The following is an 18,842-nucleotide window of genomic DNA, read 5'->3' as shown; positions in this document are numbered from 1 at the left end:
GGCCCTGTCTTCATGCGCGCACGACGGGAAGATCACCCCGGCGGGAAACCCGTTCGACCCGCACGTTCCATGATCGGTTGAGATACGGCTTCTCACGCCACCACAGCAACGACGAAGCCACCCCACACGACGGACACCACCAGCAGGACCACACACGCGGACACCGACCCCACCCTCGCCCGCAGCCCGAGGTCGCACCCCCGCACCTGCCCGCAGCAGAACCCACCACGTCCTCATCGGTCTGATCGCGTCCGGCACCGTCGTCATCGCCGGCATCGGCTTCGCCGGCTCGTACGCGGCCGTCCATGAACTGGCCCTCCACAAGAAGTTCGGGGCCTTCAGTCACCTGTTCCCGATCGGTGTCGACGCAGGAATCTGTGTCCTGCTCGCCCTGGACCTGCTCCTGACCCGGCTGCGCATCCCTTTCCCGCTGCTGCGGCAGACGGCATGGCTGCTCACCGCCGCCACGATCACCTTCAACGCCGCGGCCGCCTGGCCGGATCCGCTGGGCGTGAGCATGCACGCCGTCATCCCGGTCCTGTTCGTGGTGACGGTGGAGGCCGCCCGCCACGCCATCGGCCGCCTCGCGGACGTAGCGTCGGACCAGCACCAGCAGGGCATCCGGCTGGCCCGCTGGCTCCTGAGCCCGCTGCCGACGTTCCTGCTGTGGCGGCGCATGAAGCTCTGGGAGCTGCGCTCGTACGAACAAATGATCAAGCGGGAGCAGCAACGCCTCACGTATCAGACCCGCCTACGCTCCCGCTACGGCCGCGCCTGGCGCCGCAAAGCCCCGGCGGAGTCCCTGCTCCCCCTCAAACTCGCGAAGTACGGCATCCCCCTGCCGGAAACAAACCCACCAGACCTGGAAACAGCAGGCACCGCATCACCCCCGCTCCACCGACCCCCCATGCCAGAGCCCGCCTCCGGGGCCAGCGACACACCTCCCGCCCATCCAGGTCGCCATCCGACGTCAGCCCAACAGCAATCCCCGCACCCACAGCCCCAGACCCGGCGCCACCAGCAGGCGCAGCACGAGCCGGTCAGGCCGGCCGCACCCACCAGCCCGGCCGCACCCGCCCTGACCCCCAGCACCGAACCATCCCCACCACACCAGCCGACCGCCTCACCCGGACCCGCAGGCCACACCACCCCGCACCAGACCAGCCACCCCCTCACCCAAGTCGACCGTTACTACCAGGCCTGGCACGCTCATCACACACTGCACGGCCACGAACCCACCCCCCGCCAGCTGTCAACCATCCTCACTCAGCAAGGAATCCGCACCCGACACGGTCTGAGGGGCCACGAAGTTTCCGGACAGGCACCCAATAGGGTTGTCCTGAGCAAGGAAACGAGGAAGAAGTGGCGCCTCCCAGTAAGTACTCGCCGGAGTTCCGCGAGGAAGCAGTCCAGATCGCGTTGAGGTCAAGCAAGACGATCTCCGAAGTCGCCCGGGAGCTTGAGCTGAACCCAGAGACGCTACGCGGCTGGGTCAAGAAGCACCAGAAGCAGCAGGAACCGGCCCCCGACGCGGAACTGACGGTGAACGAGCGGGCGCGCCTGAAGGAACTCGAACGACGCAACCGTGAGCTGGAGATGGAAGTTACCTTCCTGAAAAAAGCCGCAGCGTACTTCGCGAAGGATCCCCGGTAGCAAGCAAGTACGAGTTCATCGACGAGATGCGGCTCGACACCGAGAAGTACGCATACAGCGTCGAGTTCATGTGCGGCCGACTTGGCGTCTCCAGATCCGGCTACTACGACTGGCGATCCCGCCCGGAATCCGCAACAGCTCAGCGGCGCGAAGAACTGAAATTGCTCATCGAGAAAGCCTTCGACATGTCCGACAGCACCTACGGGCACCGGCGCATCCAGGCCCAGCTGCACCGCTGGGGCGTCGCCGCGGGCGTGGAGTTGGTTCGCCGCCTGATGCGCGAACTGGGCCTGGTGCCCTGCCTGCCACGGCCGAAGAGGTTCAACCTCACACAGGCTGCGGCCGGCCAGGTGCCGGACCTCGTCGGCCGCGACTTCACCGCAGACGCGCCCGGCGAGAAGCTCGTCGGTGACATTACCTATATCGCGACCGGGGAGGGCTGGCTGTACCTTGCGACGGTCATCGACTGCTGCACGAAGGAAGTCATCGGTTACGCGATGGACGACCACTACCAAACCCCACTGATATCCAGGGCGATCCGTAACGCGGCACGGAACAGGAACCTCTCGGCCGACGCGATATTTCACTCGGATCGCGGAAGTAACTACATGTCAGTCGAGTTCGGGAGGACGCTGGACCGCTTCGGGCTCCGCAGATCTGCCGGCCGCACCGGGATCTGTTTCGACAACGCCATGGCCGAATCATTCTTCGGCGCCCTGAAGAACGAGCGCGTATCAAGGGTGACTTACCTGACCCGCGAAGCCGCCCGACAGGACATCACTCGCTACATCGAATTCTGGTACAATCGCAAACGCCTCCACTCGGCGGTGGGTTACCGCCCTCCGCGCGAAGTCCACGCCGAGTACGAGAAGTTGCGAATCGCCGCGTGAATTAAGCGGTCAGAAGCCTGTCCGGAAAACGCGAGGCCCCTCAGTCAGACCGTCACCGCCAAAGCCCTCGCCCGCTACTACCCCCAATTCCGCCTCTACACAGTCTGGGCCCGCCACCGCTCCCACACCCCGGACCCCGACCTCCACCTCATCCTCAGAGAACTCACCCGCCAAGGCATCACCGCCCAATACAACAAACCCCTCACCCTCACCGACCTCACACCCCACCTCACCGCCTTCCAACGCCGCTGGCACACCTTCGACCGCCAGCCTTCACACACCGGATGACACCACCACCGCGCCCAACGCCAAAAGCCAGCGGCCCGCGCTTCTGTGCCCAGGCAGGTACGGAGGTCACCGGCCTGTCATAGGGTTCCGGTCAAGAGTCCCCCAGTCCTTCGGAGCGCCTGTGCCCCGCCCTGCTCGCCTTGTGTCCACGCTCGCGGCCCCTGTCCCCTTCTCGGGAGCCGACACAGCGCCTTGCCTGGAGCCCCGGCCCACATCCCGGCTCCTCGTACAGCGAGGGGACACCGAGCTGATCGTCCAGGAAGTCCAGCCGCCGACCATGGCCTCGGCCGTCTCCTTTCCGGCGCCATGGCCTCGCCGTTTCGGCACGAGCGCAGTGTCGCCTGCCGGTGACCTGGTTGTCTTCGCCGGACCGCATGCACTGCGAGCCATCGACCAGTCGGGAAGCCCACGGTGGGAACTGCGGCACCGCTGCTGGGCAGGCTGCGCGGGGCACACAGACTTCTCCGAGTACGCGGACGACAGAGAGCACCGCTATGCCAACAGTGGCTCGGCCGGCTTCTCCTCGGACGGGAAGACGGTGTGGGCCCACGTCCGCGGTCCTCTGGAGCACGATGCCCCGGACCACGACCGTGGGGAAGAATGGCTGGTCATCGACGCCGCTGACGGCACGGTGCTGGCCCGCGCGCAGACTCGCACGTCCGCGGCGGGCTCCGCCCACGTTCCGCATCCGGACCCCGGCCAGATGGGTCTGTCCATCGGAGCAGGCCAGGACGGATCACCCCAGCGCTGGGGGAAGTGGGACGGTCACGCCCTGACTGTCCACAGCTTCGGCGACGAGGACCGCGTCCTGCTGGGGGTGAGCCCGAGCGGAGACCGTCTGCTCACAGTGACCCATGACCAGGACCTTCTCGCCGTTCATCTGGGCGCCGACGGCTCGGCGGTGGCCGAACTGAACGCGGACGTGATTCCCCCGCATCCCGCGTTCGAGGAGGAGAGCACAGATGACGAGGCGCAGGCGTTCTTCGACTACGAGGGCGGCTTCGTCGACGAAAACACCCTCGTCGTCGGGACCGTCGAGAGCGACGAGGAGTTCGGCACAGGCCGGCACTGGCTCGTCGACGCGGTCCAGATGCAGCTGATCGACCAGATCACCTATCCCTTCGAGGTGTCCGGCCTGCCCAGGGCTCTCGGAGACGGCACCTGGTACACCGTGTCCGACCTCGACCACGCCCTCCACATCTGGGCTCTGTAACGGCGCCGCCCACGATCAGGCGTGCCAGCGCGCTGAGCACGTTCATCTGAAGGCAGCTGTGTACGTTCGCGTGTACGCCGACAGGCGATGGAATCGCAACGATGCGTCCTCGGAGCCTGGCGTCCCTATGGCGCCAGGGAGGGCTCGTTGCCCCCCGCCTCGCGCAGCATGCCGCTCAGCCGCCAGACGACCGCGATGGTCAGCGCAACCGCACCGGCGCGCAGTGCGTCGCCGAGCATCACATGGCGCAGCGCCTGGCGGGCCTCGTCTGCTGTCCCGGCCTGCTTGAGAGCCGAGTAGCCACCCGTGGCCCACACGCCTGCGGCAAGGACGGTGAGCCACCACCCGGTGAGCAGAGGATTGCCGCGACGGCGCCGCATCGCCGGCTGGGCGGCAGCCCACAGGTCATTGATGAACATCTTCGGCACGAAGAGCTGGGCCCCTGGAACCAGCCAGCCGAACAGGGCCCAGCCACGGTGGCGACGCTGCCCCTCCGGCCACACGGCTTCTGCCAGTGAGCGCATGCTGTCGAGCCACAGGATGAACAGCAGTAGCGTCGCGAGGAACGCCGCGTGCAGCCACCCGGTCAGATTCCCGAGCCACATGTCGGCCCTGACCAGATCCTCACCGACTTCGGACTGCTGAAGTGCCGCCGCCAGCAGCACCTGGTACTTGTTCCAGCCGGCCACCACAGTGGCCACCGACAGCGCCAGGTAACAGGCAAGCATGCCGCACGTCGCCCGGGCGAGCCCGCCCGGCCGCGCCACACTTCCGCCCACCACGCACCTCCGGCCGCCCAACGGTGCGGACTCGCCGCAGGTCGCAGCGGATCATAACCACGGCGCCGGCGGAAGTCGCAGCCGACGGTCGAGCCCCAGCCCAGTCATTGATGCGCAGGTCGAGCGTGTGCAGCCCGAGGTACACCTCGTCCGACCAACCATGGGACCACCGACGCGCACGCTGTCTGGCCGACGCCTTTAATGGCTTTCGTGGGCATTCGACAGCTCAGACCAGACCGCTTGGATCGACCGGAGGACAGCGTCACCTCCGCCGACGGCACGGGCCGCGTCTTACGCTTGGCGCGCCGACTGCCCTTCACCATCGGGCTGCTCGTGGCCGTGCTCGTGGTGGCCCTGGCCACGCAGTCCCTGTGGCGGCCGGCGGAGGACCGTTCCTGGTATCCCCAGATCGCCTACGGCCTGCCGTCATTCGAGGCGAACCGTTGGTGGACACCGTTCAGCGGCTTCGTGTTCGGTACCCGGCCGAGCGCCGAGCTGGCCGTCATGGCCGCCTTGGTCTTCCTGGTGGGCTTCGCCGAATGGCGGATGGGCAGCCGGTGGGCGGCGGCGACCACGCTCGTCGGCCATCTCGTCGCGGTGCTCGCCAGTGCCGGACTGCTGTGGCTGGGCCGGGGCGTGAGCTGGTCGTGGGCGGAGCTGGTGTCCCGGGATCTGGACGTGGGACCCTCGGCCGGCGCGCTGGCCGCCGCGACCCTGGCCACCGCGACCCTGCCCTCCCCGTGGCGACTGCGGGTGCGTCTGGCCCTTTCGGGCTATGTGCTGGTGGTGTTCCTCTTCGTGGGCGGGCTCGCCGACCTGGAGCATCTGGTCGGCGTCGGGCTGGGCCTGACCGCCGCCCGGTGGCTGCCGGTTCCGGGGCGGTCCCCGGCGTCGGGCCGGGTGAGCCGCCGCGAGTGGCGCCTGTTCGCCGCCTCGGGCGTCGTGCTGCTCCTGGCCATCACCGTCGTGGTGTGGCTGATCCCCGCCCAGGGGCCCATGGGCTCCACCTACGGGCTGGGCGGATCCGCGCTGCACGCCGCCGTCCACGCGCTGGTGGCCGTCGTACTCGTGGACGGACTGCGCAGGGGCCGACGCGCCGCCTGGTGGATCACCACCGTGCTGGCCGCGTTGTCGGTCCTGCTGGGCGCTGTGGTCACGGTGGCGTACGCGGTGGCGGACGAGGCCGACCGGCGCGACACGCTCCAGGACCTGCCGGTGCTGGCGCCGCTGGGCGTGGTCTGGGCCGCCGAGCTCGCCGTACTCCTGGCGGGCCGGTCCGCGTTCCGCGTCCCCACCCCCTTGCTCGGCGGGTTTCGCCGCTCACGCGACTCGACCGCGCGGGATGAGCGCGAGCGGGCGGTGGACCTTCTCGTCCGGTACGGCGGCACCAACCTGTCCTGGATGACCACCTGGCCCGACAACTCCTACTTCTTCGCCTCCTCCGGTCATGCCTACGTCGCCTACCGACAGCACGCGGGCGTGTGCATCGCCCTCAGCGATCCGGCCGGGGCGCCACATGACCGGCGGGCGGCGGTGAGGGACTTCGTCGACTTCTGTGAGCACCACGGCACGGTGCCTTGCCTGTTCTCCACCACCCGCCCGGTCGCCGGGGCCGCCGAGGCGCTGGGCTGGCACAGCGTCCAGGTGGCGGAGGACACCGTTGTGGCCCTCCCAGGGCTGGAGCTCACCGGCAAGCGGTGGCAGAAGGTGCGCAGCGCCCTGAACCGCGGCAAGAAGCTGGATGTCCGCTTCGAACTGGTCCGCCTGGCCGATCAGCCACGCGGGGTCGTCAACCAGGTGCGCGCCATCTCCGAGGAGTGGGTGGGTGACAAAGGGCTGCCGGAGATGGGTTTCACGCTGGGCGGCGTGGAGGAGGCACTCGACCCCCACGTGCGCGTCGGACTGGCGATGGAAGGCGCGACGGTGCTCGGCGTCACCTCGTGGATCCCCGTGTACGCCGGCGAAGGTCGAGTTCGAGGGTGGACGCTCGACGTCATGCGCCGGCGTGCGGCTGGGCCCTTCCCGCCCGTGGTCGAGTTCATGATTGCCTCCGCGTTCCTCGCCTTCCAGGAGGAGGGCGCGGAGTTCGTGTCCCTGTCCGGGGCGCCGCTCGCCCACAGCGACAGCACCTGGTCGGAGTCCGCCACCCCCTTCGACCGTGCCCTGGACCAGCTCGGCGTCTTCATGGAGCCGTACTACGGATTCCGCTCCCTGCACGCCTTCAAGGAGAAGTTCAACCCGCGCTACGAGCCGCTGTACCTGCTGTACCGCGACGAGGCGGACCTGCCGCGCATCGGCGTCGCCCTCACCCGCGCCTACATGCCCGAGGCCACCACCCGCGACCTGATCCGGGCCCTACGCAAACCCTGGTGAGCGCGAGTACGCGCCGGCGGAACGGCGCCCACAGCCGCCGACCGACGGCCTGAGCAAGTCAAACGGCGCCGGAAGTCACCGTCACCAGTAGCGGGTCCGACCAGGGGGGCGCACCGAGACGAATCTGACTTACTGTCAAGCAGGACAGCACAGCCGCACGCTGTGGTTCAGGCCGCCCCAGCCCTGAACGCACTGGGGCTTGCGCCTTTGTGGCGCTTGAAGGCCGCGCTGAAGCCGAAAGCGTCGGCGTAGCCCACGTTCTTCGCGATCTGGGCGATGCTGAGATCGGTGTCGGCCAGGAGTGTCTCGGCATCGTCCATGCGGCACTCGGTGAGGTAGGCGAGGGGCGGGCGGCCCATCAGCTGGGTGAAGCGTCTGGCGAACAGCGCCCGGGAGACACCGGCTTGCGCCGCCAGCGACGCCACCGTCCAGGTATCGGCGGGCCGACTGTGGAAGGCATGCAGGGCGGGCGCGAGGACCGGGTCGGCCAGTCCGCGATACCAGCTCGGGGCATCGGCGCCCGCCTGGTCGAACCAGGTGCGCAGGGTGCATACCAGTGCCCAGTCAAGGAGCCGGTCCATCAGCGCTTGCGAACCGGCCGAGAACCGGGCGGCGTCGGCGGCGGAGCTCTCCAGCCAGGCGCAGACCTCGGCGTCCTCGGTGACCACCAGGACGGGGGGCAGTGCACGCAGGAGCCGTTCGTGGCGATGGCCCCAGGCGCGATAGGCGCCGACGATGAGTGCCGTGGCTCCGCCCGGGTCGGCGCCCCAGTGGATGCCGGTGAGTTCGTGATCAGAGCACGAGGGATCCGCAGTAAAGCAGTTGATCTCGTACTGTGCGTGGGGGCGTTGGACAGTGGTGGGCTCGTCCACGAGGTGGAACGGGGCGGGGCCGCGCACGATCGCCGTGTCGCCCGCGGTGATCACTCGCTCGGTGCCGTCGGCGAGCAGCAGGGTCCCGCCCCCGCGCAGCACGGTGACCATGGTCAGCGGGGCGCTGTCGGCGAAGCGGATGGTCCAGGGCGCGCTCAGGACGGCATGACTGACGACCGAGCCCTCGGCCCGAATACCGCTGAGCAGCGAACTCAAGGGATCCATTAGGCAATCGTAGACGATCTCCTATGTTTCGGAGAGTTTCTCCCATGGATCATCTACGCGGCCACGGATGTACTGGAGGCACCGAAGAGAGCCCCGCAGTCCGTAGGGAGACACCGTGACGCAGCACAGCAGTGACGCCAAGACAGCTCTCGTGGTCGTCGCGCACCACCGCAGCGATTCCCTCACCGCACACACCGCCCGGCGCGCGGCCGCCCGCCTCGAAGCCGCCGGGTACCGCGTCGACCTGCTCGACCTGCACGCCGAGGGGTTCGACCCACGGATGAACGTGGAGGACCAGCCGGACTGGGGCAACCGGGAGAAGACGTACTCGCAGGAGACGCACGCGCATATGCGGCGCATCCTCGACGCCGACGCCATCGTCGCCGTCTTCCCCGTGTACTGGCAGAGCCTGCCCGCTGTCCTCAAGGGATGGATCGACCGGGTGTGGAACTACGGGTTCGCCTACGGCCGCAGCAAGCCCCGTCTGGCCGGCAAGCGCATCCTGTGGCTGGCCCTGGCCGGAGCCACCGCCGACGATCCCATCGCCCAGCAGATGCAGTCCGTTCTCGAGGCCAACCTCAGTGAGGGCATCGCCTATTACTGCGGCTTCTCCCAGTCCACCGTGGGCCTGCTCCTCGACGCGGAGGAGCGGCCGCAACGTGTGGACGCCGAGGGCAATCTGCACATCGGCGACGTCGTCGCCGACGCCGAACGGGAGGCCCAGTACGCCGACTTCGACCGTCGGACTTCGGAGTTCGTGGACGGGTTCCTCACGGCCGAACCGATCGCGGCCTGAACAGTCCGCGATCCGGGGCATCGGGCAGGCTCGCCGGGCTGCTTTCGACGGGCATGGCCCTGGGGAGCGGCGCGGCGGCCTTCAAGTGCAGCGGCCGCAGGCCAAGTTGCCACAGCAGGAAAGGCCCCGACCCTCTGTCGCGGAACCCGCAGTCGTCGGCGAACTGCGCCTGTCCCACATGAGGGGGGCAGTCCGACTGCACACCCGCCGTGCCGGCACCCCAGTGCGGGGTGCCGACAAGGCAAGGTTCTGGATCGCGCGTAGAGAAGGGCGCTATGGAGCCTTCGGCTGCGGCAGGCGCCCCCCAGAATTACAGGGTGCTGGTCAGCCGGTCGGTGAGCAGACGGGTGAAGCGGGCGGGATCGGGCAGGTCGCCGCCTTCGGCGAGCAGCGCGCTGCCGTAGATCAGTTCGGCGATCTCCGGCAGTGCGGGGTCGTCGGCGCCTGCGGCGTGTGCCGTGCGCAGGGCGGTGATCAGGGGGTGGTCGGGGTTGAGTTCCAGGATCCTCTTGACGGGGGGCAGTTGCTGTCCCATCGCCCGGTACATCTTCTCCAGCGTGGGTGTCACGTCGTGGGCGTCGCCGACGATGCATGCCGCCGAGGTCGTCAGGCGTGACGACAGGCGGACCTGCTTGACCTGCTCGGACAGGGTGGTGGTCAGCCACTCCAGCAGGGCGGCGAAGTCCTGCTCGCGCTGGGCCTTGTCGGCGTCCGTTTCCCGGTCGTCGTCGGCGGACTCGTCGAGGTCGACCTGGCCCTTGGCGATGGACTGCAGCCGATGGCCGTCGAAGGCGGGCACCTGGTCCACCCACACCTCGTCGACGGGATCGGTGAGGATCAGGACCTCGTAGCCCTTGGCGGCGAAGGCCTCCATGTGCGGCGAGTTCTCCACCATGGCGCGGGTTTCGCCGGTCAGGTAGTAGATGGTGTCCTGGCCGTCCTTCATCCGCTCGACGTACTCGCGCAGCGTGGTGGTCTTGTCCGGGTCGTGGGTGGAGGCGGCCGACACCAGTTCCAGCAGGGCCTCGGTGTTGTCCGTGTCCTCGACGAGGCCTTCCTTCAGCACCCGGCCGAACTGTTCCCACACCTTGGTGTAGCGCTCCGCGTCCTTGGACTGCATGTCCTTGATGGCGCCGAGGACCTTCTTGACCAGGCGCCGACGGACGCCGCGGATCTGTCGGTCGTGCTGGAGGATCTCGCGGGAGACGTTCAGCGACAGGTCGTGGGCGTCCACGACACCCTTGACGAAGCGCAGGTAGTTGGGCATGAGCGCTTCGCAGTCGTCCATGATGAACACGCGCTTGACGTACAGCTGCACGCCCCGCTTGGTCTCACGGGAGAACAGGTCGAAGGGCGCCTGTGAGGGGATGAACAGCAGCGCCTCGTACTCGAAGGTGCCCTCGGCGCGCATGTGGATCGTCTCGGCCGGGGGCAGCCAGTCGTGGCTGATCTGCTGGTAGAACTCGTGGTATTCGCCGTCGGTCACCTCGGTGCGCGGCCGGGCCCACAGCGCCTTCATCGAGTTGAGCGTGTCGACCTCACGGGTGGTCTCGCCCTCACTGTCGGTACGCTCGATGGCCATCCGGATCGGCCAGCGGATGAAGTCGGAGTACCGCTTGACGATCTGGCGGATCTTCTGCTCGGACAAGTAGTCGGCGAGACCGTCCTCGCTGTCGACGGCCTTGAGGTGCAGGGTGACCGACGTGCCCACGGGCAGGCCGTCCACCGTCTGGAGGTCGTAGGTGCCCTCGCCGTCGGACTCCCACTGGGTGCCGGAGTCAGTGCCGACTCGCCGGGTGCGCAGGATGACCTTGTCGGCGACCATGAACGCGGAGTAGAAGCCGACGCCGAACTGCCCGATCAGGCTCTCTGCGGTGGCGGCGTCCTTTGACTCCTTGATCTTCTCCAGCAGGCCGGCGGTTCCGGACTTGGCGATCGTGCCGATCAGCTCGACGAGTTCGTCCCGGGTCATGCCGATCCCGTTGTCCCGGACGGTCAGTGTGCGCGCGTCCGTGTCGACTTCCAACGCGATGTGCAGGTCGGTGGTGTCGGTCTCGGCGAGGCTGGCGTCGGTCAGCGATTCCAGCCTCAGCTTGTCCAAGGCGTCGGAGGCGTTCGAGATCAGCTCGCGCAGGAAGATGTCCTTGTTCGAGTAGATCGAGTGAATCACCAGTCGCAGCAACTGGCGGGTCTCGGCCTGGAATTCCAGTGTCTCGACACTGCTGACCATGCGGATCTCTTTCTGTGAGAACGTCATCAACGGAACGTGGACTGGGGCCGGGACGGATCGCTGCCCGTCATCGGCGTGGTGCGGGGCGCGTGGAACCGCACCCGCGTGGTGTGATCGCCTGCGGTTCGATTCAGTCATCGTCGGCTGCTGTCGTCGTGCGCCGGTCGTCGAGGGCGTCCGGGGACGCGATACGGCCGGTGTGGCGGGCATCGAGGTAGGGCGCCTGCCGGTCAGGGAGGTCATGAGTTCGCCGGCGTCGGCGGTGCGGGCGTCGGCCCGAGCCCAGGTGGCCGCAGCCCGTTCGGCAACACTGGCCTGGCGGGTGGCCGTCACGCACTGCTCGCCGGTCATGCCCACGACACCGGGCCGCCCACGCAGATATCGGCGGTCTGCGGCCTGGCGACCGACGACGCCGAGAGGGCCGAAGCGGTCGGCCCACCGGACACCCGCACCGCAGGCTGCTTCGATCAAGCCGGTCTCCCAGCCGGCGAGTTGCTCGCGCACCTGCCGGAACGACATCAGACTGACCAGCACCTGCCGGGCACCGGGACGGCCGGTGTCGGAGGGCTCATGCCATGTGGCGTCTGCAGCGGCCATAGCCGCCGCAGTGGCGGGAGAGGACGCCGGACCGCAGGCGTCAGTGCCGACGGTGGACGGCTGGTCCGCTACGGCCACGGGCACCCCCTCGGTGGTCACCAGGTCGACGACAGAGCGCTTGTCATCCATCCGATGAAAAGTTACCTGTGTCGGCGCAGCGCGATCGAGCAACCGGCAGACAGCCACGCCACGGCGGCCATCGTCGGGGACCGGGCCCCGGCTCCCCGTCAGAGCGGTGGGCAGGTCACGGATGACGATTCGGCCAGTCACAGGAACAGTTGCTGCCCACCTCCCAACGCACGGCCGGACGCAAAGTGGCAGGGCCGCATGACTGCGCTCCCCCAGGACCCGCAAGTACCCGCACTTGTGCCAGAAGGCGGGCCAGCTGATGGGAGGTTGACGCCGACACCAAGGCGCGCGCAGAGCCGCGGGGTTGTGCGGGGGCGTGCGCGCGATGCGGTCCGCGACCGGCTCGAGGTCCACCTCCAGGCCTCCGCTCCGGCCGAGGCGGGCCCAAGCTGACACCGACCGCGACCGAGGGCCGGACGTCGACCTGCTCTCGCGTACCTGACGTCTGCGCCGCTCACCCACCGCCAGGCTCCTGCGGCGACAGCCAGCACCCGGCTACCTCCTTGCCTGTGAGGCCACGAATCGGTGCTGGACGAAGACGGCAATGAATGGGGTGAAGAGTGTGGGCGATCTGTGGGCTTGCGCTGACCCGACAGGTGGATTCATCCCCGAATGACCCAGCGGATCACGCGTGGGGCGGGTGGGTATGCCCTGCCCTCCCGCTTACCGTCCTGCCCACTGCGACCCAGGCGTCCTGCGCCGCGGACCCGGTGGTGTCCTTCAGTCCCGCCGCGGCACCCGCTGCCAGCGCGGTGAGCACCAGAGCGACTGGTCTCGATGGGTTCCCCATCCCCCTTGGGCCGTCGAGGTCTTGGCCCACCCGGATGCCCAATGTCCCTTGTGAGGCTTTGCCGACAACGTTTCACCCAGCGTCCCTCTGGCTTCGCTCCGGACGTAAACACTCCGGCGATGTCATCCCAAAAGAGACCGGACGGGTCGATGTTGTCGATGGGGTCGCCTGCGGCATAGAGGCAGGGATTGATCTCCTGGCCGGAGGGGTCGGGTTGGGAGAAGCGGCCGAGTCGGGGGTCGTAGTAGCGGTGGCCCGTCTCGTACGGGCCCGTCGGGTCGAGGTAGGCGCCGGTGTAGCGGTGGGCTGGGGGACGGGCCTGGGTGGTGGTGCCGCGGGGAAAGAAAGGAGACATCGGGTACGCCGCGACATCGTCGTGGTCTTGGTCTTGCAGGCCCTGGGCGGTACTGCGGGTGGACACGCTCGGTTGCTCCAGGTCGGCTGACAGCGGATACGACACCGTGGCCGCTTCCTCTTGGCACGCACATGACGCTGACTCACCCCCGGTGATGCACGACCTGGAGACTCCCCCACCCGGCACCACAGCCCAGGAGGGCCGTAGGTGCGGGGTTCCGAGTACGTCGCTGGACATGCGCAGCGGGCACGCAACCGGTGACACGGGCTGGCGAACGACTGTGCGAAGATTTCGTCCGAGACACCGAAAACTCACCCTGACCTGCCCAGAGCCCTCAATGGCGGCCCGCACCGAGAGAAGCACATATGCGTATCACCGCCGCCAGAGGCCGACGGCTCGTGACCGCCGTCGTCGGCACGGTCCTCGTCACCGGCTGCGGCAGCGCCGAGCCCTCCGCCCAGGCGGAGGCGCCCCCGCTCTCGCCGGCGCCTTTCGACCAGCGGCATGTGCGGGCAGAGCTGGAGGCGGCGTCCGTGGCCGCCGGTCTGCCCGAAGGGCTGACGGAGCTCCAAGACGGCGTATCGCCCGTCCAGGGAGCCACGGAGAAGGAACGGAAACGCGCCGCGCTCGCCGCACGCCTGTCGCCCTGCACGGTCCACTGGTCACACAACCCTGCGGACGCCTCCTCCGCCACCTCCGACCCCGCGCAGATGCGACGCCAGCTGGACCTCGTCCTCGCGGACCTGGCCGCAAGCGGCTGGGCGAAAAGCGACACCGACGACGAGGTACCGATGGGGGACGACGGCACCGCCTTCATGGCCACTTACAAGAAGCGGGGCTGGACTCTCCACGCCCGGCACTACACGTTCTCCCCCTGGAGTCACTCCACCGCGACGGCCACCCAGGACGCCTGCTTCGCCAAGATCACCGACGAGGAAGCAGCCCTGCTCGACGACTAGGGTCCGCCTTCGAACGGATCTTGCCCAAAGCAGGAATGACGCGGGCCTGACCGCTGCCTCGTAGGCTGCAGCCCTGTCGTATCTGGCGGCGATGTCACGGAAGCCTTTGAGCGGGTTGAAGCAGCGTTCGACGACGTTGCGTCTGCGCAAGATCTGACGGTCGAATAACGGCGACCGGCGACTGACGCCCCGTCACCGCAGCAGTAACGGTGCACTTTTACCGTACGAGGTGGTGACGTCAGCTTGTACGCCCACAGCGCCCGCAGCATCAGATGACCTCGGTCTGCTGCGGGGTCACGCAGTGGCAGTACTCGCCAACCTGCACGGTGTAGCCCTTCGGCGGTTCCAAGGACGTCGTCCACCAGATCCCGGTCACCTCCCCGACAGCTTCTGTCGTGGCGCCCGGTGTGTCCGACTCCAAGCGGATTCGGACGCGCGTTCCTTCGGGCAGGTCGCTGCGGTAGCGGGGCGGCATGTCGGGATGAAGTCCTCCCCGGGAGACCAGGTACTCCGACCGCAGCCTCCAGGGGCTGCCGTCCTCGGTTTCCACCGCGTAGAGCGGTCCGACGTGGCCATCACGCTCGTCCTGCTCGATGACACACGCGACGATCACACCGCGGCTACCTACGATCTCCGGCCCAAGCCAGCCCAACTTCGGAATCGGTGGGTGTGGCGTCGTCAGTTCCACCATCTCGCCGTAGACCAGTGCGGCCTGATCGGGCCAGGGAGTCTCGTCCAACAGCCACCGATGCTCCACGGTCATGAGCCCCTCCCGTTCATGGCCTCGGCGAGCCACCACACCGTACCGACGGGGCGTCCGGACAGAGCTGGCCAGTTCTCCCATCGCGCGATCCTGAGGCTCCGGCCGGCCGGGCGGCGACCATGGTCGCATCGGATCTGCTCGTCCGGCGCGACCTGTGCAACGCTGTCATCCGGGACGAACGGGGGCAGCTATGGCGGAAGGCGCGGCCGACGGGACAGAGCGGGAAGTCACCAGAAACACCCTGTCAGGGACCGTCCGCGGGCCGGTTGTCCAAGCCGGCACAGTCAAGGGCGGCGTTCACGCGCACTTCCACGAGCCGGGGCTGCCGCTGGCGTCGGACGTCTGCGCGTTCACACCGGTGGCGAACCCGCCACGGCTCCTGACCAGTCGGCTCTGGGGTCGCGACGACGATCTCAACCAGGTCGTCCGGCAGCTTGAGGTGCCCTCGGACGACGGCTTTGGCGTGGCACTCGTCGGAATGCCCGGTGTGGGCAAGACCGAACTCGCCCTGCATGTCGCCGACGCACTGCGGGAGCGGTATCCGATCACCTGGTGGGTCAGCGCGCAGGACAGCGCGGCCGTGACTCGGGGCCTCGCAGCCCTGGCCCACCATCTGCTGCCCGGGCACCGGCACTGGCGCACACCGGCGGATGCGGCCGCCTGGGCCATGGACTGGCTGCACCACCACGACGGCTGGCTGCTCGTCCTGGACAGTGTCGAGACGCCGAGCGACGTGGCCGTTGTACTGGCCCGGATCGCTCGCGGACCGGTGATGGTGACCACGCGGTGGGACGTGGACTGGAAGGAATGCGGGCTGGCCGCGAGGACCGTCGAATCTCTGCCTGCCTCCATCGGCGCGGCGTGGCTCTCCGCACACACGGACCTGGGCTGCGACGACGGCGCCCACCGGCTGGCGGCGGACCTGGGAGGGCTCCCGCTCGCCCTCCAGCAGGCCGCGGCATACCTGCGCGAACAAGGCCTGTCCTATGAGAGCTATCAGCGACTGCTCGACAGCGAGCCTGGCGAACTCCTCGACTCACCGGCATGGACGGACGTGCACCGCCGCAACACGGCACGAAGTCTGCGCCTGAGTCTCGACGCCGTAGCAGCGCTACGGCCGACCGCCGTCCGCCTCCTCAAGACGGCCTGCTGCTACGCGCCCGAGCCCATCCCGCTCGGCCTGCTGACGCCAAACCCTCAGCCGTCGATAGGCCACCGCTCCGACATCGAACTCCTGCGCGCCTATTCGCTCATCACCTCGGACCGCGCCAGCGTGAGCGTCCACCAGCTCCTACGACGGCTGCTCCGGTCGGACATGAAGACCGACGGCGGGGAAGCGGCCACGGCCTGCGAGCGGCTCAGGTCCACCCTCCCCGGGGACCCCTTCTCGACAGTCGCCGATTGGCCGCGCTGGCTCGCTCTGATCCCGCACGCCCAGGCCCTGGACGCCTTCGTCGACACGATCAGTGGTGTGCCGGGGCAAGCGGTCGCCGATCTCGCAGGAGCACTGCACGGCGTGGGAACGTTCATGCTGGCCCAGGGGTGGACCGGCCAGGCGCTCGGGTCTCTGGCACGGGCCGCCGAGCGGCGCACGACGGTACTGGGAGAGGGGGACGCAGACACCCTCGCCTCGCGCCACCGTCTCGGAGAGGCACTCCGCGCTCTCGGCAACCTGCAAGAGGCGTTCGACGTCCACTGTGCGACGCTGGACGCCCGGTTGAGTCTGCACGGCGCGCAGCACCAGCTCACCCTGCAGACGCGCGAAGCGCTGGCCATCACGTGCAAGGCAATGGGGCGCACCGACGAGGCCATCGTCCAGCACCAGGCCATCCTGCGTGATCGCGCCGCGGCCCTCGGCGACGATCACACCGACGTCCTGTGGTCCATGCACAACCTCGCACTCGCCTACAAACAGGCAGGCAGGCTCGATAAGGCGCTCGACCTGCACTACCAAGTCCTCGAACGCCGCACGTCCTTGCTGGGACCGGACGACCCAGACACCTTGCGCTGCCTGCACAACATCGCCAACACCCTCCACGCAGCACGGCGTTACGAGGAAGCCATCGCCGCGCAGGAGCAGAGCGTCGCGGACCGCGAACGCGTCCTGGGGCCAGGGCACCGCGACACCCTTCGCTCCCAGTCCAACCTGGCCGACTCCTATCTCGCCGCAGGCAGGGTGGCCGAAGCCGTCGCGCTGCACCAGCGCACCCTCGCCCAGCGGGAGCGGGAACTCGGGCCGCAGGAGCCGGACACCCGCCATTCGCGAGAGCGACATGACGCCGCACGCAAGCAGCTACTCTCCGTGCCAGAACCCGACAAATCGCCCTGAATCGGGCGCACCCGTAGCCGCTAATGGTGGTGATCCCACCGCTCCTACACCCACGAGATCGACCGCCTCGTGACCCGCCACACCGCCGCGCCAGAAAAGTTCGGGGTTGGCAAGCAGGGCGCTGACCAGCTAGATCATGGCGTCGACGTAGTTGTCGAGGCTGGCGTCCCAGGCGGTGGCGTTGCGGCGGTTGCGAGCGATGCCTAGAGGTCGAGAACGGCGCGGAGTGCGTTGTCGACGAGTTCCTGCTGCTCTGGACCGATGTTGCCGTGGAGCGCGGCCGTCTCAAAGCGGGACGTGGACAGCTGCAGGAGATTTACGGCCACAGCCGAGGCGTCGACCGGGACAGTCAACCGGACACTCATGGCCGTGTCGGGGTGGACGGCGGGAGCGTGCAGCACCAGAGCGACGACGGCGCCGTACGCTTCGGCGAGGCCGTCGAGACTGACGATGAGGACGGTGCGCACCCCCTTCCCGGTGTCGACATCGAAGACGTCACCCTTGCGAATCGTCACAGGGCGTCGCCTTCACCCTCAAGGTCGAGGGTGGGCAGCGCGGCGAGCTTGCGGCCCGCGTCCAGCGTCATCTGCCGACGCACGGCCTTGAGGATGTAGTCGTTCAACGACGGCGCCTCGGCCGCAGCATCCCGCAGTTGCTTGTCCATGGCGTCCGGGATCCGCAAGGTGATGGCAGTCATGACACCAAATCTAGTGGCAAGGCTGCCATCACCGCACCCTCTCAGGCCGAGGTCGCTTCCCAGCCGCCGGCTCGAGGGCAGCACAGGTCCGCACTGGGCGTGTGCCAAACATGGCCGTCGCGGGCGGGCCCGAGGCCTGCCACTGCCATTCGCCGAGGCCCGCTTTGCGGCCACGCCGCTAGGGAGGCGGGCTTTCGCGACCTCCTCGCCCTGCCGGCTGCCGTAGGGCTCGCCGAAGACACGGTCGGAGACGAAGGCAGCGACAGCGTTTGCCGATCAGGCGACCAGGCCCAGATCGTTGACTGCTTGCAGGGCCTAGGTATGGCGCCTAGTGGCGGGTCGCCAGGGTTATCGCCGCACAGGGCACCAGAGTGCGCCTCCGGCTCGGCATGCCTACCCATCCAGGCAACGAGTCACGGCAGCACTCTTTCGGGCGCGCCCGCGACAGGAGCCCGTCCACCACCCCTCGAGAAAAACTGTCATGGCGGCGGTAGACATTTACTCGCCGCGGAGCTACTGTCGTATCGAAGACGAGAAGTCCAAGTGGGCCCGGCAGACACGAACTGCCGCGCAGAACCAAGCAGGACACGGCCCCCCGGGGCCGTGAGCAGTACCCGCGGTATCCAGCACGACAACCGAGTAATCGAAGGTAAGGAGCACAAGCGCCATCAGGATCGCCCGGGCGAGGACGTTATCCGCCCGGGTACCCGCTGCCCCCGGATTGGAAGGTGGTCCCCGGTTACGCATCCGCGATCCCCGCAGCCCCGCCCTCACGGGCGGAACCTGCGGACTTACAAGGCCGGCGCAGTGGGCCGGTAGATGGTGTTGCAAGCTCGGGGCCCGGGTGCCGTACGGCACCCCGGCCCCCCCGCCCCCGTGCCCGGAAGAACAGGGTTATTGCCCC

14 protein-coding genes are annotated in these 18,842 nt (G+C 68.3%); 7 read left to right on the top strand and 7 right to left on the bottom strand.

Annotation, left to right across the window (positions count from 1 at the left end):
* Positions 1–235: 235 nt before the first annotated feature.
* The 3 genes from ACWDRW_RS39235 (at position 236) to ACWDRW_RS39225 (ending at position 4,044) form a co-directional block, all read left to right on the top strand.
* On the top strand, positions 236–1,423 hold the full coding sequence (locus ACWDRW_RS39235) for a DUF2637 domain-containing protein (protein WP_451733067.1): 1,188 nt from the start codon (positions 236–238) through the stop codon (positions 1,421–1,423).
* Positions 1,363–2,543 (top strand): IS3 family transposase gene (locus ACWDRW_RS39230; RefSeq protein ID WP_451733059.1). Its coding sequence is split into 2 segments (ribosomal slippage): positions 1,363–1,627 and positions 1,627–2,543, totalling 1,182 coding nucleotides; the frame shifts between segments, so codons are not numbered across the junction. The genes ACWDRW_RS39235 and ACWDRW_RS39230 overlap by 61 nt, the downstream gene beginning before the upstream one ends.
* 622 nt (positions 2,544–3,165) lie before the next feature.
* Positions 3,166–4,044: a hypothetical protein gene (locus ACWDRW_RS39225; protein ID WP_451733056.1), complete on the top strand. Its 879-nt coding sequence runs from the start codon at positions 3,166–3,168 to the stop codon at positions 4,042–4,044.
* 125 nt (positions 4,045–4,169) lie between these two features.
* Here ACWDRW_RS39225 and ACWDRW_RS39220 read toward each other — a convergent pair whose 3' ends face one another.
* Complete coding sequence (locus tag ACWDRW_RS39220) at positions 4,170–4,823, bottom strand: DUF4328 domain-containing protein (protein WP_451733053.1); 654 nt, start codon at positions 4,821–4,823, stop codon at positions 4,170–4,172.
* Between the two features lie 240 nt (positions 4,824–5,063).
* On the opposite strand from ACWDRW_RS39220, the gene ACWDRW_RS39215 reads away from it, so the two are divergent.
* Entirely contained in the window at positions 5,064–7,196 is a 2,133-nt protein-coding gene (locus ACWDRW_RS39215; protein ID WP_451733051.1) for a bifunctional lysylphosphatidylglycerol flippase/synthetase MprF, read from the top strand.
* Between the two features lie 167 nt (positions 7,197–7,363).
* Here the strand turns inward: ACWDRW_RS39215 and ACWDRW_RS39210 are convergent, their stop codons facing one another.
* Positions 7,364–8,293, bottom strand: coding sequence for an AraC family transcriptional regulator (locus ACWDRW_RS39210; protein WP_451733048.1), 930 nt, complete (start codon positions 8,291–8,293; stop codon positions 7,364–7,366).
* A gap of 115 nt (positions 8,294–8,408) precedes the next feature.
* Between ACWDRW_RS39210 and ACWDRW_RS39205 the strand changes: the two genes are divergently transcribed.
* Positions 8,409–9,089, top strand: a complete 681-nt coding sequence (locus ACWDRW_RS39205; RefSeq protein WP_451733045.1) for an NAD(P)H oxidoreductase — start codon at positions 8,409–8,411, stop codon at positions 9,087–9,089.
* Positions 9,090–9,399: 310 nt separating this feature from the next.
* On the opposite strand, the gene htpG is transcribed toward ACWDRW_RS39205, so the two are convergent.
* Positions 9,400–11,319, bottom strand: coding sequence for a molecular chaperone HtpG (gene htpG, locus ACWDRW_RS39200; protein ID WP_451733064.1), 1,920 nt, complete (start codon positions 11,317–11,319; stop codon positions 9,400–9,402).
* A gap of 1,328 nt (positions 11,320–12,647) precedes the next feature.
* The gene (locus ACWDRW_RS39195; RefSeq protein ID WP_451733061.1) at positions 12,648–13,190 is read right to left on the bottom strand and encodes an RHS repeat-associated core domain-containing protein; all 543 of its coding nucleotides are present in this window, start codon (positions 13,188–13,190) and stop codon (positions 12,648–12,650) included.
* A 365-nt stretch (positions 13,191–13,555) separates the two neighbouring features.
* Here ACWDRW_RS39195 and ACWDRW_RS39190 point away from each other — a divergent pair, with 365 nt between their 5' ends.
* On the top strand, positions 13,556–14,149 hold the full coding sequence (locus ACWDRW_RS39190) for a hypothetical protein (RefSeq protein ID WP_451733042.1): 594 nt from the start codon (positions 13,556–13,558) through the stop codon (positions 14,147–14,149).
* A gap of 268 nt (positions 14,150–14,417) precedes the next feature.
* Here the strand turns inward: ACWDRW_RS39190 and ACWDRW_RS39185 are convergent, their stop codons facing one another.
* Complete coding sequence (locus ACWDRW_RS39185) at positions 14,418–14,912, bottom strand: hypothetical protein (RefSeq protein WP_451733039.1); 495 nt, start codon at positions 14,910–14,912, stop codon at positions 14,418–14,420.
* A gap of 190 nt (positions 14,913–15,102) precedes the next feature.
* Here ACWDRW_RS39185 and fxsT point away from each other — a divergent pair, with 190 nt between their 5' ends.
* A complete protein-coding gene (gene fxsT, locus ACWDRW_RS39180; protein WP_451733037.1) occupies positions 15,103–17,241 on the top strand; it encodes an FxSxx-COOH system tetratricopeptide repeat protein in 2,139 nt (712 codons plus the stop codon).
* 203 nt (positions 17,242–17,444) lie between these two features.
* Here fxsT and ACWDRW_RS39175 read toward each other — a convergent pair whose 3' ends face one another.
* Both ACWDRW_RS39175 and ACWDRW_RS39170 read right to left on the bottom strand, forming a co-directional pair.
* A complete protein-coding gene (locus ACWDRW_RS39175; protein WP_451733034.1) occupies positions 17,445–17,756 on the bottom strand; it encodes a hypothetical protein in 312 nt (103 codons plus the stop codon).
* Entirely contained in the window at positions 17,753–17,938 is a 186-nt protein-coding gene (locus tag ACWDRW_RS39170) for a hypothetical protein (protein ID WP_451733031.1), read from the bottom strand. Before ACWDRW_RS39170 ends, ACWDRW_RS39175 begins: the two co-directional genes overlap by 4 nt.
* Between the last annotated feature and the right edge of the window lie 904 nt (positions 17,939–18,842).

The organism is Streptomyces sp. NPDC003635 (genome assembly GCF_053587635.1).
This window is presented reverse-complemented; position numbering and strand designations above follow the sequence as displayed.